The organism is Bacillus sp. LJBS17, from assembly GCF_019334685.1.
GTDB classification, from domain to species: domain Bacteria; phylum Bacillota; class Bacilli; order Bacillales; family Bacillaceae; genus Bacillus; species Bacillus subtilis.
Window position 1 is genome coordinate 1392765 of sequence record NZ_CP079759.1, and the last position, 25434, is coordinate 1418198.

A 25434-nucleotide genomic window follows, 5' to 3' on the forward strand; every position below is an offset into this window, starting at 1 on the left:
AATCATCTTGACGTTTTCCGAAAAAACAAAAATGTATGATACATAAACATGAAACAAGGGAGTTGGTGGCTATCGAAGAGCTGGTTATGTCATGGATAGAAGCATTTAAAAGCTTATCTTATTTTGGAATATTTCTAGCGCTCAGTATTGAGTTTATCCCGGCCGAAGTCGTCTTGCCGCTTGCGGGCTATTGGGTATCTAAAGGCGATATGACACTTGCCGGCGTTGTTTTGGCAGGATCGCTTGGAGGAGTCGCCGGTCCGCTTACGCTGTATTGGATAGGCCGGTACGGAGGAAGGCCGTTTCTTGAACGTTTTGGGAAGTATCTCTTTATTAAACCTGAAGCGCTTGATAAGTCAGATAAATTTTTCAAAAAACATGGGGGCTTTGTCGCGTTCAGCGGCCGTTTCTTGCCTGGCATCAGGACATTGATTTCCATACCGTGCGGAATTGCAAAAATGAATGTTTGGGTGTTTTCGCTTTATACATTCATTGCTATGCTTCCGATTACATTTGTATATGTTTATCTCGGTGTGAAGCTCGGTGAAAATTGGAAGGAAGTCGGCTCTATTCTTGATCAATATATGCTTCCAATCGGGATAGCGATTTTGGCGCTGTTCCTGCTCTACTTACTGATGAAAAAGAGGAAGAAACGCACGCACTCCGAACAATTATCTGTATTTTTGAAAAATAAACGTTGACAAATCATTGCGCTGCGCATATCATTGACGTATAAAATCATATTTCTTGAAATCCCAAAGGGGAGTAGCGTCCGGAATGTATTCCGGAAACAAAGTCGTCATTTCATGGATTGTATCCATCGGCTTTGTTGGCATGCCTGAATTCATGTCTAGCAAGACCTTTGCCTTATGTCGGCAAAGGTCTTTTTTGCATGGTCCGGCCGGCATAAGATCGGATGAAGAGAAAGAAAACAACTTTTTTGGGAGGGTATCATTTATGGATGCAGCATTATTATTAGAGTATGGTTGGGTTCTTCTCGTCTTGATCGGGCTGGAAGGGATTTTAGCCGCCGATAACGCGCTGGTTATGGCGGTAATGGTAAAACATTTGCCGGAGGAAAAAAGAAAAAAAGCGTTATTTTATGGATTGGCAGGGGCTTTTGTTCTGCGATTTGGCTCTTTATTCGCCATTTCATTTTTGGTCAACGTATGGCAGGTTCAAGCGATTGGCGCGATCTATTTGCTGTATATCTCAGCAAGCCACTTATTGAAAAGATATGTATTTAAGAAAGAAGACACACATAAAGAGACGAAGCAAAGCGGTTTTTGGCAGACTGTTTTAAAAGTTGAACTGGCAGATATCGCGTTTGCTGTTGATTCCATCTTAGCAGCAGTAGCGCTGGCGGTTACACTTCCTGGGACATCACTCCCGAAGATCGGCGGACTTGACGGAGGACAATTTCTCGTCATTTTGGCCGGCGGTATCATCGGACTGGTGATCATGCGGTTTGCGGCTTCCATGTTTGTGAAGTTATTAAAGGAACGTCCAAGCCTAGAAACAGCAGCCTTTGTGATTGTCGGCTGGGTAGGAGTGAAGCTTGCTTTATATACGCTTGCCCATCGCGACATAGCGGTTGTTTCTGAGCACTTTATCCATTCTGGAACATGGAAGCTGATATTCTGGGGTGTCTTAGCAGCAATCGCGGTTTGCGGCTGGTTTATGTCAGGTGGGAAAAAACAGCCGGAGGGCGCACAAAACGAACAAAAAAACAGCACCCGTGAACGGGCGTAATCTGAAAGACTCTGCTTAAAAGCAGAGTCTTTTTGTGTTTGAAGCGTTTTCATAAGCGAAATAAAATAACATTTTTATAACATCTTTGTTACAAAAAACACGCATAAAACCCCCTTAATTCTTTAGAAAGGCACGAAATCATGTATAGGACGTCAGAATGGTTTGTCATAATTGAGACATTGGAAATCAATATTTCTTTTTCTCCTTTGCGAATCCCTATCAAATTAGCTATCATTAATGAGTAGTTATAGGGAGGAACTGAGGTGAAACCAGTGCTTAGCCTTTTGTTTAAATTGGGAAAAAAGAAGCAAACACTTGAAAAAGCTGTTGAGAGTATACAAAAAGGCAATAAAGATCTGCAAAATGAATTAATACAGCAATATAAGCCATTTATCGCAAAGACGGTTTCATCCGTTTGTAAACGATATATAGATGAAAAAGACGATGAGTTCAGTATTGGACTGATCGCGTTTAATGAAGCTATAGAAAAATATTCACCTGAAAAAGGAAATTCTCTGCTCGCATTTGCTGAGCTTATTATAAAAAGAAAAGTCATTGATTACATTAGAAAAGAAGCCAGAAGCGCACAAAATATAAATATCGATTTACAGGAAGGAGACGATCAGGAGTCATCACAAAGCCTGATTGAAGCCGAGCTTTCCATAGATGAATACCGCCGTCAGATTGAACAGGAGCAGAGGCGGGAGGAAATCCTCTATTTTCAAAAGCAGCTCAAGGATTATGGTTTATCGTTTAAAGAACTGCTTGAAAATTCTCCAAAGCACACGGATGCAAGGCAAAACGCCATAAAGGTGGCAATGACGCTTGTTGAACATGAAGAATTGGCCGCTATCCTGTATACAAAGAAGCAGCTTCCGGTCAAACAGCTTGAACAGCTTGTCTCTGTAAGCCGAAAAACGATTGAGAGAAACAGAAAATATATTATTGCGATGTGTATTATCATTACGGGTGATTATATTTATTTAAAAGATTATCTTAAAGGGGTGCTGCACTCATGAGAAGAGGGATTATAGTAGAGAAAAATAAAAAATTCGTCACGTTGCTGACCCCTGACGGACAATTTTTAAAAGCCAAAAATGATCGACACAGCTATGAAATCGGAGAAGAAATCATGCTTCCGAGTGAAACACGCATGGGCAGAAGGGCCAGCTTTTTTGATTTTTTTAAACTGCGCCCTTTCAAAATGGGGATTTTTACGATGACTGCTATTATGCTCTTTATTTTTATAGTTCTCCCCGTTTTTTCTAATAATAAGGCCTATGCGTATATGACAATCGATATCAATCCAAGCGTCGAAATGGCGTTAAACAGCGATTATGAAGTGATTGAACTGACGCCTCTAAACGATGAGGGACAGAAAGTCGTGAATGATATAGATGATTGGGAGAAGACTGATTTTAAAAAGGTGATTGACGATATTATAACCGACTGCAGTGAACACGGGTATGTAAAGAAATCGAAAGAAATATTGATTTCCACTGTTTATGAAAACACAGAAGACAATACATATAAAAAGGCTGTGAAAAAACAGCTGAATGATGTGACTGAAAAATATAAAACGACATACCGCATGGAATCTCTCGAGTCAGATATGCAAACGAGGGAAAAAGCGAAGAAAGAAGGCGTCTCAACAGGCAGCTACATCAAATCAAATGAAAAGAATGACAATAAAGATTTAAAAGATGACTCCAGCAAACCATCCGGGGAAGAGGATCAAAAGAGTGATGAAAATGAGGATGAAAACAACGATCAAACTGACACCCAGGACAGCAAGCAAGGAGATAATGAACAGCTGAATGATGCGGATTCCGGAGACCAGAAAGAAGATAAAGCGGATGACCAGATTGATGATAGTGACAAAGATAAAAAAATAAAGGAATCAGATGAAAATACAAATACCGAAAAAGATGGGGACCATGAGCAAACCCCAATACAAGATCCTCAAGATAAAGGAAATGAAAATAACGGCGCTGACAAGGGTCAAAGCCAATATCACAGGGACTGGAACAATGGTGAACAAGGCAAGAACCGTTCTTCGTCCAGAAGGGATAACGCTTCAGACCGACGTAATCCAAACGGCTACAGCAGTGATAATAATTCAGCTCAAAATGAAGATTCGCCGAGTGCCCCCGGCGAATAAAGACCTGAATTTATTTAGTTGTGCCATTTAATTGTGATTGTGCTTGCTGTACCAGCCGCTTTGTCATTTCTCCGCCTACAGAGCCGTTAGCGCGTGCGACTGTATCAGAACCAAGGTTCACACCGAATTCTTGAGCCACTTCGAGTTTAAATTGGTCTAGTGCCTGCTCCACCCCTGGAACAACGAGTTTATTTCTGCTCGCCATCTTTTTCATCTCCTTTTTCGATAAAGAAATTCTTAACGCGTATTTAGTTTGAAATATACGGGGTTTATTTATGCTGGCAATTGTTGTGGAGAAAAATAAAACCCCGGCCTCTGAGCCGGGGTGACGCAGACTATAGAATGTCTGCTGTCATTTTATGTGCGGTTGCCTGAATATGGAACGTCAAAATGGAGAGAACTGTAATGGCGATAATTTGTCTGATTTTAAGCCATTGGCCGTCATTCAGTTCTTCAAAACGGTGACGGAGACGCTCTGTCTCCTGTTCGGCGATCTCCTGTAGATTGGATTCTTTCATAGAAGGAGTATCTTGGTGATGGATGGCATCAAGCACATATGCGCAGCTTTCATAATAAGCAATCGGGCTGATGACATCATCAGATCTGTCTGAGATTGTGTTAAAGGCCACTTTTAAAATAGCCCGTATGTGTTCAAAGTCATAAATGGATTTTAAATCACGTACAATTAAAAGAATAACTGCCTGTTCAACTGAGTATTTTTTGCCCAGCTCAGGGTGTCCGATCAGATCTTTGATATCACGCTTTACCCAGTTTTGAATCGCGGTTGACTTTAACGAAGTTAGCTCGCATAAGTTGCCAAGCTCTACGATTTCATTTGTAGAAAGACCGTATTCTTTTTTCTGTTTTTTTCGTTCGTATCTTGTAAGAAATTCAGGAATTTCTAGATGATTGGCTGCTTTTTCTGCTGACATGTTCGCTGATTGGACGAGAATGTCGAGCGGGCTATGTTCTCCTTGTCCTTTTAGGGAATAGAGCAGCCGCACCATATCGGTTCGAGAGAGTTTAAAAATGTTCATTGTTCACCTCTTTAAACAATTTGACGCGGATATAGGTCTATGTATAAATTCAAAGTTCAAGCGTCAGCAAATTACATTAACATCATACGTCGAATTCCTTGCATTTTCAAATGGATGTTTTATAATTTAAATATACGGGTTCTTTTGAACTTAAAATAACGGAGGTTGTTATGGCGAAAAGAATTTTTCTGTTTATTCTAACGAATATTTTGGTGCTTACAACAATCGGGATCGTTTTGTCTGTTTTAAGCTCTGTTACAGGAGTCGGGACGTATTTTACAGCTGATGGCGGTATCGATCCAATGGCGCTTCTTGTGTTCAGTTTAGTCGTTGGATTTGTCGGTTCCTTTACGTCTCTTGCGATGTCCAGATGGATGGCAAAGACGATGATGGGCGTCAGAGTGCTGAATCCGAAAAAACACTCGCTCAGCTATGAGGAACAGCAATTGGTTGATCGTGTTCACAGATTAAGCCGCTCTGCCGGTTTAACGAAAATGCCGGAAGTCGGGATTTACCGTTCACCTGAAGTAAACGCGTTTGCGACTGGACCGTCAAAACGCCGTTCACTTGTCGCAGTATCGTCAGGGCTGCTGGAGCAGATGGATGACGCAGCGGTTGAAGGTGTGCTTGCCCACGAGGTCGCGCATATCACAAATGGTGATATGGTAACAATGACGCTTTTACAAGGTATCGTTAATACCTTTGTCGTCTTTTTATCGCGTATCGCCGCTTGGATAGCAAGCCGTTTTGTCAAAGAAGATCTAGCGCCGATCGTTCATTTTATTGCAATGATTATTTTTCAGATTGTCTTTTCGATACTTGGCAGCCTGGTTGTGTTTGCGTATTCACGCCATCGTGAATTCCATGCTGACAGGGGAGGAGCGGATCTTGCCGGCAAGGACAAGATGATTCATGCGCTGCGGACGCTTAAAAGCTATTCTTCCCGGATTATGGAAGACGATCAGACAGCTGTCCAAACGTTAAAGATTAATGGCAAGAAGCGCTCTTCACTTTTCTCTACTCATCCTGATTTAGATGAGCGAATCAGACGGCTGGAAGCTAAATAATACAAACACATTGTTCCTCTGAGAGAATTCTCAGAGGTTTTTTATTTTATCCATTGACTAAAATCATAAAAAAATAAGCAAGTTAAGAAAATGTTTCGTAAAAGCCTTTAAAAATGGACCTAATATCTTTAGAATAATTACCGTACTTAAAAAGAGAGGCAGAAGGATTTTACATGAGATTAAAGTTTGGAAAATTGATACAGGCCTTGTCACCGGCCCAGCTGATCGCATTATATTATTTTCTTGCAGTTACTGTGGCCGTTATATTGCTGAGTTTGCCGGCGGCCCATAAACCGGGGGCAAATTGGACGTTTATTGATGCGCTTTTTACAGCTGTCAGTTCAGTCAGTGTAACGGGGCTGACAGTTGTTGATACAGCTGATACATTCAGCACAATAGGGATTTTTATATTAGCATTTGTTCTGCAATTTGGCGGAATCGGAATTATGACGCTCGGAACGTTCATTTGGCTGATCATGGGAAAACGAATCGGGCTGAAAGAACGGAAGCTGATTATGGTTGATCAAAACCAATCCCAGTTTTCAGGAATTGTCAATCTGATGAAGCAGGTACTGTTTCTGATCTTGTGGATTGAATTTTTTGGCGGGCTGATACTCGGCACATATTTCTTAACCTACTATGACTCCTATCAGGAAGCCTATTTACACGGATTTTTTGCCAGTATCAGTGCAACGACAAACGGCGGATTTGATATTACCGGTAATTCGATGATTCCATTTCGCCACGATTATTTTGTGCAGTTTATTACAATGCTTTTAATTATATTTGGAGCGATTGGATTTCCCGTGCTTGTTGAAGTAAAGGATTTCCTGTTTTCAAAGCATCGGCGTTATCCATTTACGCTTTTTACAAAGATCACGACGATTACGTTCGGCTCACTTGTCTTGTTTGGAGCCATTGGCATCTTTGCCCTGGAAGCAAACCATGCGTTCGCAGGAAAATCATGGCATGATGTTTTGTTTTTGTCCCTGTTTCAATCAACGGCAACCCGAAGCGGGGGGCTGGCAACAATCGATATCAGCCAATTATCAGATTCCACACTCTTTTTTATTTGTGCGCTGATGTTTATTGGAGCGTCGCCAAGCTCAGTCGGGGGAGGCATACGGACAACGACTTTTGCTTTGAACCTTCTTGCGCTGTTTCATTTTGCCCGCGGCAATAAGGCCGTAAAGGTATTCAAACGGGAGCTTCACCCTGCTGACTTGATGAAGTCGCTTGTTGTCACGATGATGGCGATCCTGCTCGTTTTTGGCGCGACACTCATTCTGACCATTACAGAAAAGCATTCCCTGCTGGAGCTTTTGTTTGAAGTGTGCTCGGCATTCGGTACAACCGGCCTGTCGCTTGGAATTACGGCAGATTTGAGCAGTGTTGGAAAATGCGTCATTATGATTGTCATGTTTATCGGGCGAATCGGCATTCTAACCTTCCTGTATCTGATCGGAAGAAAGGAAATTGAAGCGAACTATCACTATCCGAAAGAAAGAGTGATTATCGGATAGGCAAAACACCGCATACTTTGCGGTGTTTTTTGATTGCCAAAAAAAAGATGTGTGCCTCCTGTTCAGATGGAGAACCTAACTTCGACAGGTGCAATTTACGCTCCTGCATCTTAAAATGTCTGAAAACTGGCGAGGAGGATTCGTATGAAGCGTAAAGCTGAAGTGAATGAAGCCATTAAAAATAACAATACACCTACCGAGAGCATGGACCCCAATTCATATAAGACACAATATCATGACGACCCCAATTTTAGAGGGGCAAACCGCAATTCCAAACAGGGCCAGCAGGGAGGCATGTAGTTGTGAAGAAAAACCGTCATAGCAGAGACATGCAAAATCATAAAAAGCCTATGAATAAAAAGGTGCTGGAGGAAGAGTTCTCAAGTGAACTTGGGGATTACAATGCCGGGAAGATCATCGAAACGCTGGAAGTCACCAAGCCTGAAAAGAAAAAAGAAAAAAACAAAAATAAAAAACAAAAATAAAAAAGACCTCTTAGGCGGCGTCCGCTTAAGAGGTGCTTTTTCTATTTTAAATAAGCATTTTTGCCCGTTCCTCTGACAAATTGCAATAAGCTGGTCATCCTCAGCTCAATGAAGGGCTGAGCGACTGTCTTAACAAAGTTGCTGGAGAGGACTGATGTCAGGGCTGCTGTTAAAAGCAAGAGGATCACTAAGCTTTGATAGTCAGTAAGCCAATCCTCAAGCCCGACCTGCCGTAATGTTTTAATAATAAACCCGTGAAGCAGATACACGTAAAATGTCCGGGTTCCCCATTTGGTAAAGAAATACCGTTTTTGCGGAACAAGCGCTAAAAAGCTGAAGGTTGCCCCAAAGGCGAGTACATACCAGCCGATTCGGGATAGTCCGCTTACCAGGGTAACGTCTCCAAATGAAGAATACGGTTTTGAACCAAACAGAAAAGAATAGTCAAAATCGATGCCCCAGCAGATGACGAATACTGCGGCAAGCACTCCGAGCGCAATTTGTTTGCCGCGTTTTGATCTCAATAAATCAAAATGATGTTTATTTAAATAAAAACCGACAAGGAACATCGGTAAGAATACGAATGTCCGTGACAAGCTCAGCGTGCTGCTGACAAAGTCCAGATAACCGATCAGCACGGCGATTCCGCAGCTGACAAACAGCGCCCACTGTTTTGAAAGCTTTGAAAAAGGATATAGGAGCAGGTTCCAAAAGAATAAGCTTACAAGAAACCATAACGACCATTGCGGATCAATCGGGTTCACATTTGCCATGCTTTCATCTTGCATAATGTAATAAAAGACGGAATAAATGATTTGGAAAATCAAATACGGAATAATCAGCTTGACCGCCAGCTTTTTTACATATCCCGCCCGTTTAAAGCCTTTCGCGAAATAACCGGATACAAGAATAAATGCAGGCATATGGAATGTGTAAATGAACTTGTAGAGGTAGAGCATAAAATGATTATCATTAATAAAGGAACGAAGGATATGACCGAATACAACAAGGAATATCAATAAAATTTTTGCGTTATCGAAATAACTGTCCCGCGATTTACTCATAGCATCACCTTCTCTTTCATCAGTCACTAAGAGATTATTCCCTGCTGGTACATATTTTAAAATAAAAGATGAAAAAGGAATCTAAAAAAATGCTGATTGTTAGGTCGATGTAAAGTGACGGTAAGGATCGTAGAAAATGTCTTCGTAATGTAATGGCGCTGAAATTTTCTGAAATTTATAGGGCAAATGAAGGAAGTTCCCGCATTTTGTAGAAATATTGAGGGATAGGTTTTGAAGAAGGAGTGTACATGCATGGAAACTCTTGGTGTCCAGACAAACTCGGAGCTGCGAGAGGAACTGAATCGCCTCAAAGAAGAAAACGCGCGACTGAAAAAGGAATTGAATCAGCATCAAGTGATTGTCAACAATACGCTCGATGCTATTTTTATTTGTGATAACGAAATGCGGATTGTTCAGGCAAATGAAGCAACAGAAAGGATGCTTCAAGTTGACTCGGAAGATTTGAAAAAGCGTTCTGTTTTGGATTTTTTGTTTTCAATTCCAAAGGATGAACTGAATCTTTCCGTAAAGAAGTTTTTTAAAAAAGGCTTTCTGTGGAAGGAGGTTCCGATCAGGCTTGATTGCGGGGCAACAAAATACATAGAGTTTCTGGCCAAAAGAGGTATTGGCGAGGATTTCTTTTTTGTTGTCATGAGGGACATATCTTCTAAGAAGATTCTGGAGCGGGAATTCTCTATGAATGAACAGCTTTTTAAGGACTTGTTTGACAGAGCAGTTGACGGAATCGTCCTGTTTGATAAAGATGGCGGTTTTATTGATGCCAATTTGTCCTTTTGTAAAAGCTTTGAAATCAATCATAATGAGCTGTCTCATTTATCTTTGTATGAGTTCATAGACAGCGGCTCACGAAAAGATTTCGACAATATCTGGAAGACGCTCAACCGCAAGGGAAAAGCGAAGGGGGAGCTGCCTGTCAAGCTTCGTTCAGGAGTTCAAAAACTATTTGAATTCACGATTACATCAAACATCATCAGCGGTTTTTATATGTCCATTATGAGGGATATCACAGAGAAGCGGTCTATGGAGCTGCAGCTCTTTAAAAGTGAGGAGCGCTTCAGAGAAATCTTTGAAAATGCAATGGACGCCATCATCATCTGGTCGAATGACGGAAGAATCGTAAAAGCGAATCAATCAGCCTGTAAAATTTTTGAGCTGCCGATGAATTTGCTGTTGAAAAGAAAGCTGTGTGATTTTCTCGTTGACTCGCATCAGAAATACAGCATAACGAAGAGGAAATACGCAAAATACGGAGAGATCAGAGAAGAGCTGCTGTTTCAAATGGGGAACGGGCAATTCAAAGAGCTTGAATTTACTTCAAAACGGACAATCCTTGAAAATCAGCATTTGACGATCTTAAGAAATGTAAGCGACAGAAAGCGGATGGAAAAGGAGCTTCGGGAAAGCGAGCTGAAATTCAGAAAAGTGTTCAACGGCTCAATGGACGGCAATGTATTGTTTGACAATCAATACAGGATCATCGACGCCAACCCATTAGCAAGCCATATTTTGGGCCTGTCACATGAAGAGATCAAACAGCATAGCCTGTTAGATATTATTTCTGCTTATGAAATAGAAAATCTGGCATCACCGGCAAGGCAGATTAATTTTGATGAAATGGACAACGAAATTCCATTTTTGCTGAGCAGCGGTGATAACAGAAAACTCGAATTCTCATTTAAACGGAATATTATTCAAAATATGAACTTGGCTATCTTTAAAGACGTAACAGAGCGAAAAGAATTGGAGGAGCGCCTGCGCAAATCAGATACCCTTCATGTTGTCGGCGAACTCGCAGCCGGCATTGCTCATGAAATCAGAAATCCGATGACTGCTCTTAAAGGCTTCATTCAGCTTCTGAAAGGGAGTGTCGAGGGAGACTACGCCCTTTACTTCAACGTGATCACCTCAGAACTAAAGCGCATCGAATCCATCATCACCGAATTCTTGATTTTAGCCAAGCCCCAGGCCATTATGTATGAGGAAAAACATGTTACCCAAATTATGAGGGACACGATAGACCTTCTAAATGCGCAAGCCAATCTCAGCAATGTACAAATGCAACTTGATTTAATTGACGACATTCCCCCGATTTACTGTGAACCGAATCAGCTGAAACAGGTTTTTATCAATATATTAAAAAACGCCATCGAAGTGATGCCTGACGGCGGAAATATTTTTGTAACGATAAAGGCATTGGATCAAGATCATGTTCTAATCTCCTTAAAAGACGAGGGAATCGGAATGACAGAAGATAAATTAAAGCGACTTGGTGAACCGTTTTATACGACAAAGGAACGGGGAACTGGACTTGGGCTTATGGTAAGCTATAAAATTATTGAAGAACATCAAGGCGAGATTATGGTAGAAAGTGAAGAAGGGAAGGGCACCGTTTTCCATATTACGCTTCCTGTCAGACAGAATGCTGAAGAAAGAAGGAATGATGAATGAACTACTATACGACAGCCGAAACGCCGCTCGGTGAACTTATCATTGCCGAAGAGGAGGACCGGATCACTCGTCTATTTCTCAGTCAGGAAGATTGGGTGGATTGGAAAGAAACGGTTCAGAATACTGAGCACATGGAAACACCTAATCTTGCAGAAGCGAAACAACAGCTTCAAGAATATTTCGCAGGCGAAAGGAAGACATTCACCCTGCCGCTCAGCCAAAAGGGCACTCCTTTTCAGCAAAAAGTGTGGCAAGCGCTGGAGAGGATTCCATATGGTGAATCCCGAAGCTATGCGGATATTGCCGCTGCGGTCGGCAGTCCGAAAGCGGTGCGCGCTGTCGGGCAAGCTAATAAACGTAACGACCTGCCGATTTTTGTCCCGTGCCACAGAGTGATCGGCAAAAACAGTGCGTTAACAGGATACGCCGGAAGCAAAACGGAGATCAAAGCATTTTTGCTAAACATCGAGCGAATCTCCTATAAAGAAAAATAAAACATATGGCACGTTCCCTTTTTTCACGGCCGACATATCATTTTATTAAGTTAAAAAAGTTGGTCTGATGAAAAAGGAGGACAAAGCAATTGAAGCCGAGCCGCTCTGAGAAACTTGCCGTTTTTGCCGAACTGTTTGTGAAACTGCATATCTTATCAAGCGCTCAAAAAGATGAAATCATCAATGTTAACAAAAAGAAACAAAAAAACCGCTGACTCGGCTCCAAATGAGCAAAGTCCAGCGGTTTTTTAATGCACCTTTTCTCCTTTAAACAGCTGTTCAATCTCTTCTTCATAGTTTCCGGTCATAATCCCTTTTTCTGTGATGATTCCTGAAATGAGATCATGAGGTGTAATGTCGAAAGCGGGATTAAAGACAGGCACATTGGATGGAGCGGTCCGAACTCCGGAAATCTGCCTGACTTCCTCGGGATCTCGTTCCTCTATCGGGATATCAGCGCCGCATTTGACCTTTGTATCAAATGTAGATAAAGGTGCGGCGACAAAAAACGGAATATCAAAGGCGTTTGCTAAAATAGCAAGACCGTATGTGCCGATTTTATTTGCCGTATCACCGTTCTTTGCAATTCGGTCGGCTCCGACGATAACAGCGGAAATTTGTTTTTCCTTCATCGTATGGGCGGCCATGCTGTCTGTGATCAGAGTGACATCAATGCCCCCCTGCATCAGCTCCCAAGCAGTAAGGCGTGAACCTTGCAGGACAGGCCTTGTTTCACAGGCATAAATGTGTAATCCCAAATCTTTTTGTTTGGCCAAGTAAAACGGAGCTAGCGCCGTTCCATAGCGGCTTGTCGCGATTGAGCCGGCATTGCAGATCGTCATGATCCTGTCGCCTTTTTTGAAAAGCTGCAGGGCGTTTTGGCCGATCAACCGGCACGTTTCCTCATCCTCGACCTGAATCTGAATGGCTTCATGGACAAGGTTTGTTTTTGCTTCATTTACGGAAATCGCGTTTTCGACCGAATGACTCAGTCTCTCAAGCGCCCATGACAAATTAATGGCGGTAGGCCGTGAGCTGTTTAAATATTGTTTGATGTCTTCCAGTCTGCGGCGGAATTCCGTGACATTGTCTGTTTCAATGTCTTTGGCAGCAAGCGCCAGTCCGAAGGCAGCTGTAATGCCGATCGCCGGAGCGCCCCTTACTTTGAGCGTGACAATCGCATCAAATACATCCTCTTTCGTCGTCAGCTCCAAATATTCCGTCTCATCAGGAAGCTTTTGCTGATTTAAAATGGTAATAGCTGTTTCTTTCCATTCAACAGAACGTGGAACAGCAAATGAATGGGTCATGAATAGATCATTCCTTTACAAGTAACTTAAATAATTCAATAACATCTGTTATCGTTTTGAATTCCGAACGTTTTTCGATAAAGGCTGTGCCGGTTTCGAGCGCCAAGCGTTTTCTGCCGATTCGTTTATCAAACGGCACGATCGTATCCAGGTCAGCTACATGGGCAAGGCCGATCGTGCGTCGTATCAGCTCACAGCCCGCAAATCCGATTGCTTCTTCAAAAATATGGCTGAGCGTATCAGTGAGGTAACCGTCGATGTTGGCGTAAACATCCAGACTGTCCTTCTGCCAGGCTTCACTAAACGTCTCCTTAAACGTTTCCCAGACCTGGTTGACATGTTCATATAACGGCTCTCTGTCAGCCTCGTCACGGCTGAGTGCGTTCAAAAATAAGTTGGCGATAAATTGCCCTACATCAAAGCCGATCGGTCCGTAAAAAGCAAACTCAGGATCAATCACCTTTGTTTCGTGCTCACTTGCGAAAATGCTTCCTGTATGCAAATCACCATGAATCAACGTTTCTGCAGACGTTAAAAATGACTTTTTCAGCTTAGCGGCTTCGATTTTAACGCTGTCATTATTCCAAAGCTTTTCGACAAAAGGACGAAGCTCTTCTTCAAAATCATTTGTGTCATGGTCGAAGAAAGGATCTGTAAAAACAAGTCTTTCCGTAATGTCGCATAGCTCTGGATTTGTAAACTGTTTAACAAGCTGTTTTTTCACCTTAGGTTCAAGCGCGTAATCTGATGAGTAGAAAAGTGTTTTTCCTAAAAATTCACCGATGTGCTGCGACAGATGAGGATAGTTTTCACCCTCAATGAGTCCTTTTCTTGCGATCTTGAGATGAGAGAGATCCTCCATGACGGTAACCGCCATTTCCGTATCAGAATAAAACACTCTTGGAACCAGGTGAGGCACATGCTCGCCCTGACGGATGAGAGCGCTGCTTTCGATTCTTGCACGGTCGATTGTCAGCGGCCAGCTTTCTCCCACCACTTTTGCATACGGAACCGCCTGTTTAATGATCAATGCTCTGTCATGTTCTTGATCATAAATATGAAAAACGTAATTTAAGTTGCCGTCTCCGATCTCCTGGCATGTCAGCGTGCTTTTGCTTGGAAATAGGCCAAGCTTCACCGCCAACGCCACAGCGGAGCTTTCATTTAACGTTTCGTATAAAGGTGTTTTTGTGACTCCCATCATCATAACCTCCAATTATGTAATTAATTAATATGTGGCCGTAAAAAAGCCTCCTTCTCAGAGAGAAGGAGGCTTAACATCTATGTCCGCCTCTCTTATCTCTCAGATCAGATCTGAATGGAATTAGCACCGTGCCTTAAGAGACCAGCGTCTCGGCGCGAAAAAAATGCGCCCCATTTCACAATGGAATTACGGTCGGTTGCTGTTGGGGTCAAAAGGCCAAATCCCTCGCCCAACTCTCGATAAGAGAATATATTCACTTGTTTGACAATTCTAATTTATCAGTTGATGAACATGGTAACAGGTAATTTAGTTAGTTGTCAATATATTTTTTAATATAAATCTTTTCTGATATCATCGAAAACAGGAATGCTCTCCCGAACTTCTGCGCTTTCTTGAAGGTCGATTTCCGCTCGGACTATGCCTTCTTCCCGGCCGCCTTCAGCAAGTACACGCCCCCATGGATCAATAATCAGGCTATGTCCTGCAAATTCATTATCCGGATTTGAACCGGTACAATTGCAGGCTGCGACAAAGCATTGGTTTTCAATGGCTCGCGCAATAAGCAGGCTTTTCCAATGATCAAGGCGGGGAAGAGGCCATTCCGCAGAAATAAACAGCACGTTGGCGCCTTTTGTCGTATGTTTTCTGATCCATTCCGGAAAACGGATATCGTAACAGATCAATCCAGAGCTTTTGACGCCGTCAAGCTCAAAGTATCCGTCTTCGGAACCGGCTGATAAATACAGATGCTCATCCATCAGCTGAAAAAGATGGGCTTTTCTGTACTCTTTAATGATTTGCCCTTCCTTATCCGCGATGTACATTGTATTATAAACATCAGAATTCTTCCTGACAGCGACCGACCCGGCGACAATATGAACACCATGTTTTTTTGCCGTTTTCTTCAGCCAGCTCTGAGCGGAGCGGCCGTCTTCGTCAGCGAGTTCATCAAGATTGGCCAGATCATATCCGGTCGTCCATAATTCAGGCAGAACAAGAACATCAGCATGTTTGCTTTCTTTTCCGATGAAAAATTCAGCCTTTTTTATATTTTCCGAAGGTTTGCCGTATGAAATATCAAATTGAAGACAAGATATCGTCCATTTCATCTTTTTAACACCCCAAATTTTTCTTTACTTTTTTCATTTAACCATATATGATGATGGACTATCATTTCAAGATTTTTTTAGAAGGTGAGAATAGATGAAATTTGAACAGTCTCATGTATTGAAGGAATTGCCTAAACAATTCTTCGCTTCTCTGGTGCAGAAAGTGAACCGAAAGCTCGCAGAAGGACATGACGTTATCAATCTAGGACAGGGAAATCCAGATCAGCCGACTCCTGAGCATATTGTTGAGGAGATGAAACGAGCTGTCGCTGATCCTGAGAATCATAAATATTCGTCTTTTCGCGGCTCATACCGTCTGAAGTCAGCGGCTGCTGCATTTTACAAAAGAGAATACGGCATTGATCTGGATCCGGAAACCGAAGTCGCTGTATTATTCGGCGGAAAAGCCGGTTTAGTCGAGCTCCCGCAATGCTTGTTGAATCCCGGTGATACGATTTTAGTTCCCGATCCGGGTTATCCTGATTACTGGTCGGGTGTCACACTTGCAAAAGCAAAGATGGAAATGATGCCGCTCGTAAAGGACAGGGCGTTTCTCCCTGATTACAGCAGCATAACCGCTGAAATAAGGGAACAGGCGAAATTGATGTATTTGAATTATCCGAATAATCCGACTGGAGCTGTTGCTACTTCCGAGTTCTTTGAAGATACCGTGCGTTTTGCGGCTGAAAACGGAATCTGCGTCGTTCACGATTTTGCTTACGGCGCTGTCGGATTTGACGGCTGCAAGCCTTTAAGCTTTTTGCAGACTGAAGGTGCGAAGGATATCGGAATTGAAATTTACACGCTGTCAAAAACGTATAATATGGCAGGATGGCGGGTTGGCTTTGCCGTCGGAAACGCTTCGGTCATTGAAGCGATCAATCTTTATCAAGACCATATGTTTGTCAGTCTTTTCAGAGCGACTCAGGAGGCTGCAGCAGAGGCACTGTTAGCCGATCAGACGTGTGTGGCAGAGCAAAATGCCAGGTATGAGAGCAGGAGAAACGCTTGGATCACGGCATGCCGGGAAATCGGCTGGGATGTAACAGCTCCCGCAGGTTCTTTTTTTGCATGGCTGCCTGTGCCTGAAGGCTATACTTCTGAGCAGTTCTCAGATCTTTTGCTGGAAAAAGCGAATGTGGCAGTTGCGGCTGGAAACGGCTTCGGTGAATATGGCGAGGGCTACGTCAGAGTCGGACTTTTAACAAGTGAAGAAAGACTTAAGGAAGCCGCTTATCGAATTGGCAAACTGAACCTGTTTACCCAAAAAAGCATTGACAAGACCTTATAACGATGGGATAATTCAAAATAATTTATAAAATCTATATTTTCTTATCAAGAGCAGGCAGAGGGACGAGCCCGATGAAGCCCGGCAACCGACTTATAAAGCACGGTGCTAATTCTTGCAGCTAGCGGCTGAGAGATAAGATTCGGACGAGAAACGAAACCTCTTTAGACGCGATTGCAGTTTGAAGAGGTTTTTTGATATGGATGAAAATGAAAGGAGCTCTGGCATGAGTGAGTTATTAGCGACATATCTCCTGACCGAACCGGGAGCCGATACAGAGAAGAAAGCAGAACAAATCGCAACAGGATTGACAGTAGGCTCCTGGACTGATCTGCCCCTTGTAAAACAGGAGCAAATGCAAAAGCACAAGGGGCGGGTGATAAAAGTTGAGGAGAGAGAGGGAACTGCTGCATCAGAAAAACAAGCGGTCATCACAATTGCCTATCCTGAAATCAATTTCTCTCAGGATATTCCGGCTTTGCTGACAACAGTGTTTGGCAAGCTGTCCCTGGACGGAAAAATCAAATTAATCGATCTTCACTTCTCTGAAGCATTTAAGCGTGCACTGCCGGGACCGAAGTTTGGCGTATACGGCATCCGGAAGCTGCTGGGAGAGTTTGAGAGACCGCTGTTAATGAGCATATTTAAAGGCGTAATCGGAAGGGACCTGAGTGATATTAAAGAACAGCTCCGGCAGCAGGCGCTTGGCGGAGTTGACTTGATTAAAGACGATGAAATTTTCTTTGAGACAGGTCTAGCGCCTTTTGAAACAAGAATTACAGAAGGAAAGCAAATATTGAAAGAAACGTATGAGCAAACCGGACATAAAACGCTGTATGCGGTGAATTTGACCGGACGTACGGCTGATCTGAAAGACAAAGCGAGACGCGCCGCCGAGTTGGGAGCGGATGCGCTTTTGTTTAATGTCTTTGCTTACGGCTTGGACGTTATGCAAGGCCTTGCAGAAGATCCTGAAATCCCAGTTCCGATTATGGCGCATCCAGCAGTCAGCGGAGCGTTTACGTCTTCTCCGTTTTACGGTTTTTCTCACGCTCTTTTACTCGGAAAATTAAACCGATATTGCGGTGCTGACTTCAGCCTCTTTCCGTCTCCATATGGTTCGGTTGCGCTTCCAAGAGCGGATGCACTGGCGATTCATGAAGAATGTGTGAGAGAGGATGCTTTTAACCAAACATTTGCGGTTCCGTCAGCAGGCATTCATCCCGGCATGGTTCCGCTATTAATGCGTGATTTCGGCATAGACCACATTATTAACGCCGGAGGAGGCGTACATGGACATCCGAACGGTGCCCAAGGCGGGGGGCGAGCGTTCAGAGCCATTATTGATGCGGTCCTAGAGGCCCAGCCGATTGATGAAAAAGCCGAACAATGCAAGGATCTTAAGCTTGCGCTAGATAAATGGGGAAAGGTTGAAGCCGTATGACGACTCGAAAACCTTTTATTATTTGTGATTTTGACGGAACAATCACGATGAACGACAACATTATAAATATCATGAAAACATTTGCTCCCCCAGAGTGGGTGGCATTAAAAGACGGCGTACTTTCCAAAACGCTGTCGATCAAGGAAGGTGTCGGGCGGATGTTCGGCCTTCTGCCCAGCCGTTTAAAAGAAGAGATTACAAGTTTTGTATTGGAAGATGCAAAAATCAGGGAAGGCTTTCGGGAATTTGTAGCATTTATCAATGAGCACGAGATTCCGTTTTATGTCATAAGCGGTGGAATGGACTTTTTTGTATATCCTTTGCTTGAAGGCATTGTGGAGAAAGACCGCATTTATTGCAACCATGCTTCATTTGACAATGACTATATCCATATTGACTGGCCTCATTCCTGCAAGGGCACATGCAGCAATCAATGCGGGTGCTGTAAGCCGTCGGTCATCCATGAACTTTCTGAACCGAACCAATATATCATCATGATCGGTGATTCGGTTACAGATGTGGAGGCAGCAAAGCTGTCTGACCTATGCTTTGCAAGGGATTATTTATTAAACGAATGCCGGGAGCAAAACCTCAATCATCTTCCGTATCAAGATTTTTATGAGATCAGAAAGGAAATTGAGAATGTAATGGAGGTACAGGAATGGCTGCAAAACAAGAACGCTGGCGAGAGCTCGCTGAAGTAAAACGGGAATTGGCAGAGAGAGATTGGTTTCCGGCTACTAGCGGTAATCTGTCAATTAAGGTTACAGATGAGCCTTTAACATTTCTCGTCACTGCAAGCGGAAAAGATAAACGCAAAGAGACGGTTGAAGATTTTCTGCTGGTCGATCAAAACGGAGAGCCTGCTGAAAGCGGGCATTCTCTGAAACCGTCAGCAGAAACGCTTTTGCATACACATTTGTACAATAAAACCAATGCCGGATGCTGCCTGCATGTCCATACGGTAAACAATAATGTGATTTCAGAGTTATACGGAGACCAAAAGAAAATCACATTCAAAGGCCAGGAAATTATAAAAGCACTCGGCTTGTGGGAAGAGAACGCAGAAGTGACCGTTCCGATTATAGAAAATCCGGCACATATCCCGACGCTTGCGGCACTGTTTGCGGAAGAGATTTCAGAAGATTCAGGAGCTGTTCTGATCCGAAATCATGGTATTACGGCTTGGGGGAAAACAGCATTTGAGGCAAAAAGAGTGCTTGAAGCGTATGAATTTTTGTTCAGCTACCATTTGAAATTGAAAACACTTCAGCATCAGCTGGTTAAATAAAAGGAGGAATTGAAATGGCTACAATTCGAATTCATGATGAGGCAAATACAACGATTGAAAATCAAGAGGAAGTGGCAAGCTTTCTGGACAGTCAAGAGGTTATTTATGAGCAATGGGATATCACGAAGCTTCCGGAACATCTCTCAGAGAAATATGACCTGACAGAAGAAGAAAAACAGCAAATTCTTGATACCTTCGAAACTGAAATTAAAGATATCTCAACCCGCCGCGGCTATAAAGCACAGGATGTTATTTCATTGTCAGACAGCAATCCGAAACTTGATGAACTGCTTGAAAACTTTAAAAGAGAGCATCACCATACAGACGATGAGGTTCGTTTTATTGTAAGCGGACACGGTATTTTTGTCATTCAAGGCAAGGACGGCACGTTTTTTGATGTCCGTTTAAACCCTGGAGATTTAATCTCCGTGCCTGAGAATATCCGCCATTACTTCACGCTTCAGGAGGACCGCAAAGTTGTCGCGGTGAGAATTTTTGTCACAACTGAAGGCTGGGTTCCGATTTATGAAAAAGACAGCGTGAATCAATAAGCATGAGAAAGCCCCGTTCATCGAACGGGGCTTTATATATTTATTGCAAACGCCACTTTTCATACTGTGACAGTTCTTTTTTAATCAGTGTCCAAATCAAACCTAAAACAGCTGCATCGTCAATGAACCCAAGACCGAGGATTACGTCTGGAATGATATCGAGCGGCATGACGATATACAGGATTGCGGCAGTTAACAGCAAAAGTGTTTTAACCTGTGAACGAGGGTAGTCGCCATTTCGCCAATCGCGAAGCATCTGAAAAAAAGTAGTGATGTGCTGGATACATTTTTTTCGGTTTTTCCTCTTTAAAATCGCTTTTCCGCCTGCCGCTCCGAGCATTATTGCTTTCTTTTTCTTCATTGGGCATACCTCCTGCCTGGCGGCGTGTTTAAGATATTCTTCACCTGGGTATTGTTCTTCTAATCCTATCAATATATCTATTATACCTGAAAAATTAACTTATTTAATGAAAATATGTTTACAAATAAAGTATAATCTGTAATAATGCACAATAACCCAATCAAACTTGTTTCCTATTTCTTAGCGGCGAGGGGTGAAGTGAATGGGCGGTTCTTCTGAACAAGAAAGATTGTTGGTGTCTATTGATGAAAAAAGAAAGTTAATGATAGATGCCGCTAGAAAGCAGGGATTTACAGGGCATGACACGATCAGGCACAGTCAGGAGCTGGATTGTTTAATAAATGAATATCATCAGCTTATGCAAGAAAACGAACATTCCCAAGGGATTCAAGGCCTTGTAAAGAAATTAGGCTTGTGGCCCCGCAGAGATGTTATGCCAGCATATGATGCAAATAAATAGCGGCCTATCAGATGCATATATAAAGAGAGAGCTTTTCGGAAGCGCTCTTTTTTTCTGGAAAAAATTCATATGAAAGAGGGAACTAATGAAGGAACTGGCGATTCTCATTACCGAAATGGTCAATCAATTTCATGATGCTTTTATTTCCTTATGCGGAATATTTGGCATTCATTTAACTGACAAAGAAATGCATTTTTGGGTGATCGGCATTTTTGGCATATTCTTTTTCGGCGTCACTCACGCTGTGTTTACATGGCTTTCTAAATGGAGTATGACAGCCTTGTCCTTTATCTATACTGTTACAGTCATCATTGTCATCGTATTTGCGATTGAGATTCAGCAAAAGGTGACGGGTAGAGGGAATATGGAGTTTTTAGATGCCACGGAAGGTATAAAGGGTTTTTTAGTATTTTTTATGTTTTTTTTGCTTTTGAAAATGCTGTTGCGTTTCATCAAAATCCTTTTTTCTGGAAGACCAGCAAGCAAATCGAATGGCAATGCCCGATCACGAAGATAAAAAACCCTCCTGACATGGTCAGGGGGGCTATGATGCGGATACGGGGAGGGTGATCGTCACCTCTGTGCCTCTTCGAACTTCACTTTCAATATGAATAGAGCCTCCGTACATCAGCACAATCCGTTTACAAACAACAAGGCCGAGACCGGTTCCTTTTTCTTTAGAAGTAACAAAGGGGAGGAAGATGTGATCCAGCATTTCCTGAGAAATCCCTTCGCCGTTATCCACAACTTTGATTATGGCTTTTTTATCTAAAGCTCCTAGGGAGATCGTCAGTTTGCCTCCTTCAGGCATTGACTCGAGGCCATTTTTTGCTACATTTAAAATCACTTGTTTAATATGATCTTTTGTACATTTTACGAGTAAGGGCTGCTCGGTTAAATACTGTAATTCGACTTCAACATTGTATAGATTGCCCTCAGAATAAATGATCGGCATAATTTCTCCGATAATGTCCTGAAGTGAGTTCAGCTCCCATTTTTCAGCTGTCGGCTTGCCGAGAACGAGAAACTCACTCACTATTTGATTGATGCGCTTGATCTCCTGTTCGATAATGGAGAAGTAAAGCTGATCTTCCTCACCTTTATATTTCTTTTGCAACAGCTGAATAAAGCCGCTTATCCCGGTGAGGGGGTTACGGATTTCATGGGCTGTGCTGGCAGCAAGCGTCCCGATCAGCTCTAATTTTTGCGCCTCGTTTTCTGAGCGCTCCAGCTGGGTCTGCCGCTTCAGCAAATAATACAGCACGAGAATAAAAAGGATATTCAGCAGAACAATAATACATGAAAGCGGAAGCACAAGGCTTTTCGACAGTTCTTCTATTGTGACCGGGTTCGGATAGACTTTCATATTCCAGCTGATATCATCCAGATATCCGCTGACAGGTTTCTGATCCTCTGCATGAGAGGCTTGTCCGCTCGCAAAAATCATTTTCCCGTCTTGGTTCACAACTTCAATATAAACATCAGGGCTCAGCAAGTTAATGAGATTTTTCAAATAATCAATTTGAATAGCTGCGACAAGATAATCTGTCACATTTCGTTTTGAGTCCAAAACAGGCACACAAATTGTGAAAATTGGCTGACCAGTAATTCTGCTCGAATAACTATCTGAAATGACTGTCTTTTTAGTTTCCTTTGCTTTTGTAAAAAAAGATCTGTCGGCCAGGTTTACTTTCGTTTTTAATTCGGTTGTGCTTGCGGTGACGTCTCCTTTGGCATTGAGAAAATAGAGACCGGAAAATCTCGGCTCTGAATCAAAGGTCTTTTCCAAAATTGACTGCATTTTCTTTATATCAACCGGTCTGTCGATGGCGATGGACAAGGAGGTCATTCTCGCCATTGTTTCTCCGATTAAATAATTGATTTTGTTGCGGTGAAGGTTTAGCAGGACACTTGCTTCTTGTTTATGTTCTGCAGCTATTGTATCTTTTTCTTTTTCATATACGAAAAAGCTGATGACGATTGCCGGAATCACGACCAGTATGATATAAAGTTTGACTCTCCCGCAGGCGCCTTTTAGTATTTTCAATTTGCATCGCTCCAACATACACCTGATTAGAGGTATTATATCATTGTTTCTTCTTCTTTAATAAGAAAAAATAACCAAAAAAATTAGAAAAAGGTGTTGGCATGCTTACATTTTAAAAAAGAAGAGAAATATTGGAAAGATTTTTATTGACATTTTGGTCTTTGTTTATTAATGTTTCTCTGTAACGGTTTCTAAAAGGATGATTGAGACATGACAGAAAAATCACTGAAGTTATTTATCGTGCTGTCGCGCGCGTATCGGTCTATTAACGATCATATGAATAAGCATATTCATAAGCATGGGCTGAATCCGACTGAATTTGCTGTGCTAGAGCTTTTGTACCATAAAGGTGATCAGCCGCTGCAGCAGATAGGAGATAAAATTCTCTTGGCTAGCGGGAGCATCACATACGTTGTAGATAAGCTGGAGCAAAAAGAACTTCTCATTCGGAAAGCGTCTCCTACAGACAGACGAGTGACATTTGCGCAAATTACTGAAAAAGGCATCGGTCTTTTGAACGATATTTTCCCTGGTCACGCTGCTGAAATTGATGAAATGATCAGCGTATTAAGCGAAGAAGAGGTAGAGATGTGCACCGAAATGTTAAAAAGAGTAGGATTAAACGCAAAACAGTTTCATAATAAGTAAAAAAAGGAAGCCTGATATGTCACAAGGCTTCCTTTTTTGCTATTTTTCATTTGTTTCCGCTGCGCCTCTTGGCAAAATGAGAACTTCAACCCGCCGGTTTTTGCTTCGGCCTTCCGCAGTTTTGTTGGAAGCCACCGGTTTATACTCGCCATAACCCTTGGCGCTGAACACTTTTGCATCGAGCTTGGGGTTTTCAATCAGGAGCCCCATAAAGTTTACCGCTCTCATGACGCTTAAATGCCAGTTTGATTGGAATTCAGAATTTTTAATTGGCATATTATCAGTATGTCCGCTGATAATGATATTTCTTGGCGGGTTAATCACAAGAAGATTTGAAATCTCTTTTGCAAGCGGCACATCTTCCTTACGGATGGTCGCTTTTCCAGAATCAAAGAAGATGCTGTCTTTAATCGTAATCAGAAGGCCTTCACTAGTCATCTTCGTCTCCAGCTGATGTTCCAGCTTTTTATCTTTGATGAACTTTTCCACCTGGCTCTTCACATTTTCAAGTTCTTCTTGATCAGCTGCTTTTTCTTTTTCTTTCTTGTTTTTCTCTTTCTCTTCTTTTTCCTTTTTCACTTCATCAATGCCGTCTGACTCGTTTTCAGGAGGAGTGACACTGGAGTAGTCCAGTACACCGGTGCCGCCTGTAAAAACTTCATTAAATGATTTTGAGAGCATTTGAAACTTAGCTGCGTCAATCGAGCTGCTCGCGTACAGCACAATAAACAATGCCAGGAGAAGAGTAAGGATGTCGGCGTAAGGAACGAGCCATGATTCATCAACGTGCTCGTCCTCATGCTTCTTCTTCTTTTTTCTCGCCATTTTGCGCCTCTCCTTGTTCTGCAAATTTCAAGCGGTCCTTCGCAGGAAGATACATTAAAAGCTTTTGTTCGATGACTTTCGGTGCTTGTCCTTCTAAAACGGATAAAACACCTTCAATCATGACCTCACGCAGTTTTACTTCCTGTTTTGATTTTCGTTTTAATTTATTTGCGAAAGGATGCCATAACACATACCCTGTAAAGATACCGAGAAGTGTGGCAACAAAGGCGGCACTGATGGCGTGTCCAAGCTCATCTGTGTTATCCATATGAGAGAGAGCGGCAATCAGCCCGATTACAGCGCCGAGTACTCCAAGTGTCGGAGCGTACGTTCCTGCTTGTGTAAAGATAGCGGCTCCTGCTTGGTGCCTGTCCTCCATTGCTTCGACTTCCTCTGTCATAATATCTCTTATAAATTCCGCGCTTTGCCCGTCAACAGCCATGCTGAGCCCGTTTTTCAAGAAAGCATCATCTACATCCTCAATGCTTGCTTCTAAAGCAAGCAGACCTTCGCGGCGTGCAAGCTGAGCCCATTCAGAGAACATAGGAATGAGTTCCTCTATTGTGAGCTGTTTATTTTCCTTAAATAACACTCGAAACAGCGTAGGCACTTTTTTAATTTCTTTTGTTGGGAACGCAATAACGACTGCTGAGATTGTCCCGGCGATAATAATTAAAATGGCAGCGGGGTTTGCAAGGGCGCTGAAACTGACGCCTTTCAGAACCATCCCGACGCTCAATGCCACAAAAGCAAGAATAATACCGATTAACGAAGTTTTATCCATAGTTTTCACCAAATCCTTTTTTACTAGCTTGTCTATGGTTAATATCGGTTTTGGTGCCCG

General features: G+C 42.5%; 29 protein-coding genes and 2 riboswitches. Of the genes, 19 read left to right on the plus strand and 10 right to left on the minus strand.

The window, feature by feature from the left end; all coding sequences use genetic code 11:
• Positions 1 to 35: 35 nt before the first annotated feature.
• The 4 genes from KXZ66_RS07235 to rsgI all read left to right on the plus strand — a co-directional run bounded on the left by KXZ66_RS07235 (position 36) and on the right by rsgI (position 3913).
• Complete coding sequence (locus tag KXZ66_RS07235) at positions 36 to 701, plus strand: DedA family protein (protein WP_029726984.1); 666 nt, start codon at positions 36 to 38, stop codon at positions 699 to 701.
• 76 nt (positions 702 to 777) lie between these two features.
• On the plus strand, positions 778 to 1752 hold the full coding sequence (locus tag KXZ66_RS07240; RefSeq protein WP_151870263.1) for a TerC family protein: 975 nt from the start codon (positions 778 to 780) through the stop codon (positions 1750 to 1752).
• A gap of 263 nt (positions 1753 to 2015) precedes the next feature.
• A complete protein-coding gene (gene sigI / locus KXZ66_RS07245; RefSeq protein WP_003245855.1) occupies positions 2016 to 2771 on the plus strand; it encodes an RNA polymerase sigma factor SigI in 756 nt (251 codons plus the stop codon).
• Positions 2768 to 3913, plus strand: coding sequence for an anti-sigma-I factor RsgI (gene rsgI / locus KXZ66_RS07250; protein WP_032725586.1), 1146 nt, complete (start codon positions 2768 to 2770; stop codon positions 3911 to 3913). Before sigI ends, rsgI begins: the two co-directional genes overlap by 4 nt.
• Before the next feature lie 10 nt (positions 3914 to 3923).
• Here the strand turns inward: rsgI and sspD are convergent, their stop codons facing one another.
• Together sspD and htpK are read right to left on the minus strand one after the other, a co-directional pair.
• Complete coding sequence (gene sspD, locus KXZ66_RS07255) at positions 3924 to 4118, minus strand: acid-soluble spore protein SspD (RefSeq protein WP_003218568.1); 195 nt, start codon at positions 4116 to 4118, stop codon at positions 3924 to 3926.
• A 130-nt stretch (positions 4119 to 4248) separates the two neighbouring features.
• Complete coding sequence (gene htpK, locus KXZ66_RS07260; RefSeq protein ID WP_021479421.1) at positions 4249 to 4950, minus strand: transcriptional regulator HtpK; 702 nt, start codon at positions 4948 to 4950, stop codon at positions 4249 to 4251.
• A 170-nt stretch (positions 4951 to 5120) separates the two neighbouring features.
• Here htpK and htpX point away from each other — a divergent pair, with 170 nt between their 5' ends.
• The 4 genes from htpX to KXZ66_RS07280 all read left to right on the plus strand — a co-directional run bounded on the left by htpX (position 5121) and on the right by KXZ66_RS07280 (position 8025).
• Positions 5121 to 6017, plus strand: coding sequence for a protease HtpX (htpX, locus tag KXZ66_RS07265; protein ID WP_003232513.1), 897 nt, complete (start codon positions 5121 to 5123; stop codon positions 6015 to 6017).
• 173 nt (positions 6018 to 6190) lie between these two features.
• Positions 6191 to 7540: a Ktr system potassium transporter KtrD gene (gene ktrD / locus KXZ66_RS07270; protein WP_219144859.1), complete on the plus strand. Its 1350-nt coding sequence runs from the start codon at positions 6191 to 6193 to the stop codon at positions 7538 to 7540.
• 144 nt (positions 7541 to 7684) lie between these two features.
• Positions 7685 to 7840 carry a hypothetical protein gene (locus tag KXZ66_RS07275; protein ID WP_003232510.1) on the plus strand — a complete coding sequence of 52 codons (156 nt, stop codon included), beginning with the start codon at positions 7685 to 7687 and terminating at the stop codon, positions 7838 to 7840.
• 2 nt (positions 7841 to 7842) lie between these two features.
• Positions 7843 to 8025, plus strand: coding sequence for a hypothetical protein (locus tag KXZ66_RS07280; protein WP_015715779.1), 183 nt, complete (start codon positions 7843 to 7845; stop codon positions 8023 to 8025).
• A 41-nt stretch (positions 8026 to 8066) separates the two neighbouring features.
• Here the strand turns inward: KXZ66_RS07280 and KXZ66_RS07285 are convergent, their stop codons facing one another.
• Entirely contained in the window at positions 8067 to 9089 is a 1023-nt protein-coding gene (locus tag KXZ66_RS07285; RefSeq protein ID WP_072174116.1) for an acyltransferase family protein, read from the minus strand.
• Positions 9090 to 9341: 252 nt separating this feature from the next.
• Between KXZ66_RS07285 and kinE the strand changes: the two genes are divergently transcribed.
• From kinE to KXZ66_RS07300, 3 genes are all read left to right on the plus strand, one after another.
• A complete protein-coding gene (gene kinE, locus KXZ66_RS07290; RefSeq protein WP_219144860.1) occupies positions 9342 to 11558 on the plus strand; it encodes a sporulation two-component system sensor histidine kinase KinE in 2217 nt (738 codons plus the stop codon).
• Positions 11555 to 12052 carry a methylated-DNA--protein-cysteine methyltransferase gene (ogt, locus tag KXZ66_RS07295; RefSeq protein ID WP_070548878.1) on the plus strand — a complete coding sequence of 166 codons (498 nt, stop codon included), beginning with the start codon at positions 11555 to 11557 and terminating at the stop codon, positions 12050 to 12052. Before kinE ends, ogt begins: the two co-directional genes overlap by 4 nt.
• An 89-nt stretch (positions 12053 to 12141) precedes the next feature.
• Entirely contained in the window at positions 12142 to 12267 is a 126-nt protein-coding gene (locus KXZ66_RS07300) for a hypothetical protein (RefSeq protein ID WP_003232500.1), read from the plus strand.
• A gap of 33 nt (positions 12268 to 12300) precedes the next feature.
• On the opposite strand, the gene mtnA is transcribed toward KXZ66_RS07300, so the two are convergent.
• From mtnA to KXZ66_RS07315, 3 genes are all read right to left on the minus strand, one after another.
• Entirely contained in the window at positions 12301 to 13362 is a 1062-nt protein-coding gene (gene mtnA / locus KXZ66_RS07305) for an S-methyl-5-thioribose-1-phosphate isomerase (protein ID WP_003232498.1), read from the minus strand.
• A gap of 7 nt (positions 13363 to 13369) precedes the next feature.
• Positions 13370 to 14563 (minus strand): S-methyl-5-thioribose kinase, encoded by a 1194-nt coding sequence (gene mtnK, locus KXZ66_RS07310; protein ID WP_032725589.1) that lies wholly within the window; start codon positions 14561 to 14563, stop codon positions 13370 to 13372.
• 92 nt (positions 14564 to 14655) lie between these two features.
• A riboswitch (SAM riboswitch) is annotated at positions 14656 to 14812 on the minus strand.
• An 83-nt stretch (positions 14813 to 14895) separates the two neighbouring features.
• Positions 14896 to 15675, minus strand: a complete 780-nt coding sequence (locus tag KXZ66_RS07315) for a carbon-nitrogen family hydrolase (RefSeq protein WP_038829015.1) — start codon at positions 15673 to 15675, stop codon at positions 14896 to 14898.
• 94 nt (positions 15676 to 15769) lie between these two features.
• Here KXZ66_RS07315 and mtnE point away from each other — a divergent pair, with 94 nt between their 5' ends.
• From mtnE to mtnD, 5 genes are all read left to right on the plus strand, one after another.
• The gene (mtnE, locus tag KXZ66_RS07320) at positions 15770 to 16966 is read left to right on the plus strand and encodes a methionine-glutamine aminotransferase (protein ID WP_003244774.1); all 1197 of its coding nucleotides are present in this window, start codon (positions 15770 to 15772) and stop codon (positions 16964 to 16966) included.
• 38 nt (positions 16967 to 17004) lie between these two features.
• Positions 17005 to 17105, plus strand: a riboswitch (SAM riboswitch).
• 84 nt (positions 17106 to 17189) lie between these two features.
• Positions 17190 to 18407, plus strand: coding sequence for a 2,3-diketo-5-methylthiopentyl-1-phosphate enolase (mtnW, locus tag KXZ66_RS07325; RefSeq protein WP_038829020.1), 1218 nt, complete (start codon positions 17190 to 17192; stop codon positions 18405 to 18407).
• Positions 18404 to 19111, plus strand: a complete 708-nt coding sequence (gene mtnX / locus KXZ66_RS07330; protein ID WP_021479412.1) for a 2-hydroxy-3-keto-5-methylthiopentenyl-1-phosphate phosphatase — start codon at positions 18404 to 18406, stop codon at positions 19109 to 19111. The genes mtnW and mtnX overlap by 4 nt, the downstream gene beginning before the upstream one ends.
• A complete protein-coding gene (locus KXZ66_RS07335; protein ID WP_003232485.1) occupies positions 19069 to 19698 on the plus strand; it encodes a methylthioribulose 1-phosphate dehydratase in 630 nt (209 codons plus the stop codon). The genes mtnX and KXZ66_RS07335 overlap by 43 nt, the downstream gene beginning before the upstream one ends.
• 14 nt (positions 19699 to 19712) lie before the next feature.
• On the plus strand, positions 19713 to 20249 hold the full coding sequence (mtnD, locus tag KXZ66_RS07340) for an acireductone dioxygenase (RefSeq protein WP_003232483.1): 537 nt from the start codon (positions 19713 to 19715) through the stop codon (positions 20247 to 20249).
• Between the two features lie 40 nt (positions 20250 to 20289).
• On the opposite strand, the gene KXZ66_RS07345 is transcribed toward mtnD, so the two are convergent.
• Positions 20290 to 20610, minus strand: a complete 321-nt coding sequence (locus tag KXZ66_RS07345; RefSeq protein WP_003232481.1) for a YkvA family protein — start codon at positions 20608 to 20610, stop codon at positions 20290 to 20292.
• A 202-nt stretch (positions 20611 to 20812) separates the two neighbouring features.
• On the opposite strand from KXZ66_RS07345, the gene spo0E reads away from it, so the two are divergent.
• Positions 20813 to 21070: an aspartyl-phosphate phosphatase Spo0E gene (spo0E, locus tag KXZ66_RS07350; protein WP_003218598.1), complete on the plus strand. Its 258-nt coding sequence runs from the start codon at positions 20813 to 20815 to the stop codon at positions 21068 to 21070.
• An 85-nt stretch (positions 21071 to 21155) separates the two neighbouring features.
• Positions 21156 to 21587: a hypothetical protein gene (locus tag KXZ66_RS07355; RefSeq protein ID WP_003245685.1), complete on the plus strand. Its 432-nt coding sequence runs from the start codon at positions 21156 to 21158 to the stop codon at positions 21585 to 21587.
• Between the two features lie 27 nt (positions 21588 to 21614).
• Here KXZ66_RS07355 and kinD read toward each other — a convergent pair whose 3' ends face one another.
• Entirely contained in the window at positions 21615 to 23135 is a 1521-nt protein-coding gene (kinD, locus tag KXZ66_RS07360) for a sporulation kinase KinD (protein WP_015252216.1), read from the minus strand.
• Positions 23136 to 23327: 192 nt separating this feature from the next.
• Here kinD and mhqR point away from each other — a divergent pair, with 192 nt between their 5' ends.
• Complete coding sequence (gene mhqR / locus KXZ66_RS07365) at positions 23328 to 23765, plus strand: MarR family transcriptional regulator MhqR (RefSeq protein ID WP_021479410.1); 438 nt, start codon at positions 23328 to 23330, stop codon at positions 23763 to 23765.
• A gap of 39 nt (positions 23766 to 23804) precedes the next feature.
• Here the strand turns inward: mhqR and motB are convergent, their stop codons facing one another.
• Together motB and motA are read right to left on the minus strand one after the other, a co-directional pair.
• Positions 23805 to 24590, minus strand: coding sequence for a flagellar motor protein MotB (gene motB / locus KXZ66_RS07370; protein WP_003232473.1), 786 nt, complete (start codon positions 24588 to 24590; stop codon positions 23805 to 23807).
• A complete protein-coding gene (gene motA, locus KXZ66_RS07375) occupies positions 24562 to 25374 on the minus strand; it encodes a flagellar motor stator protein MotA (RefSeq protein WP_003244739.1) in 813 nt (270 codons plus the stop codon). Before motA ends, motB begins: the two co-directional genes overlap by 29 nt.
• Positions 25375 to 25434: the final 60 nt, after the last annotated feature.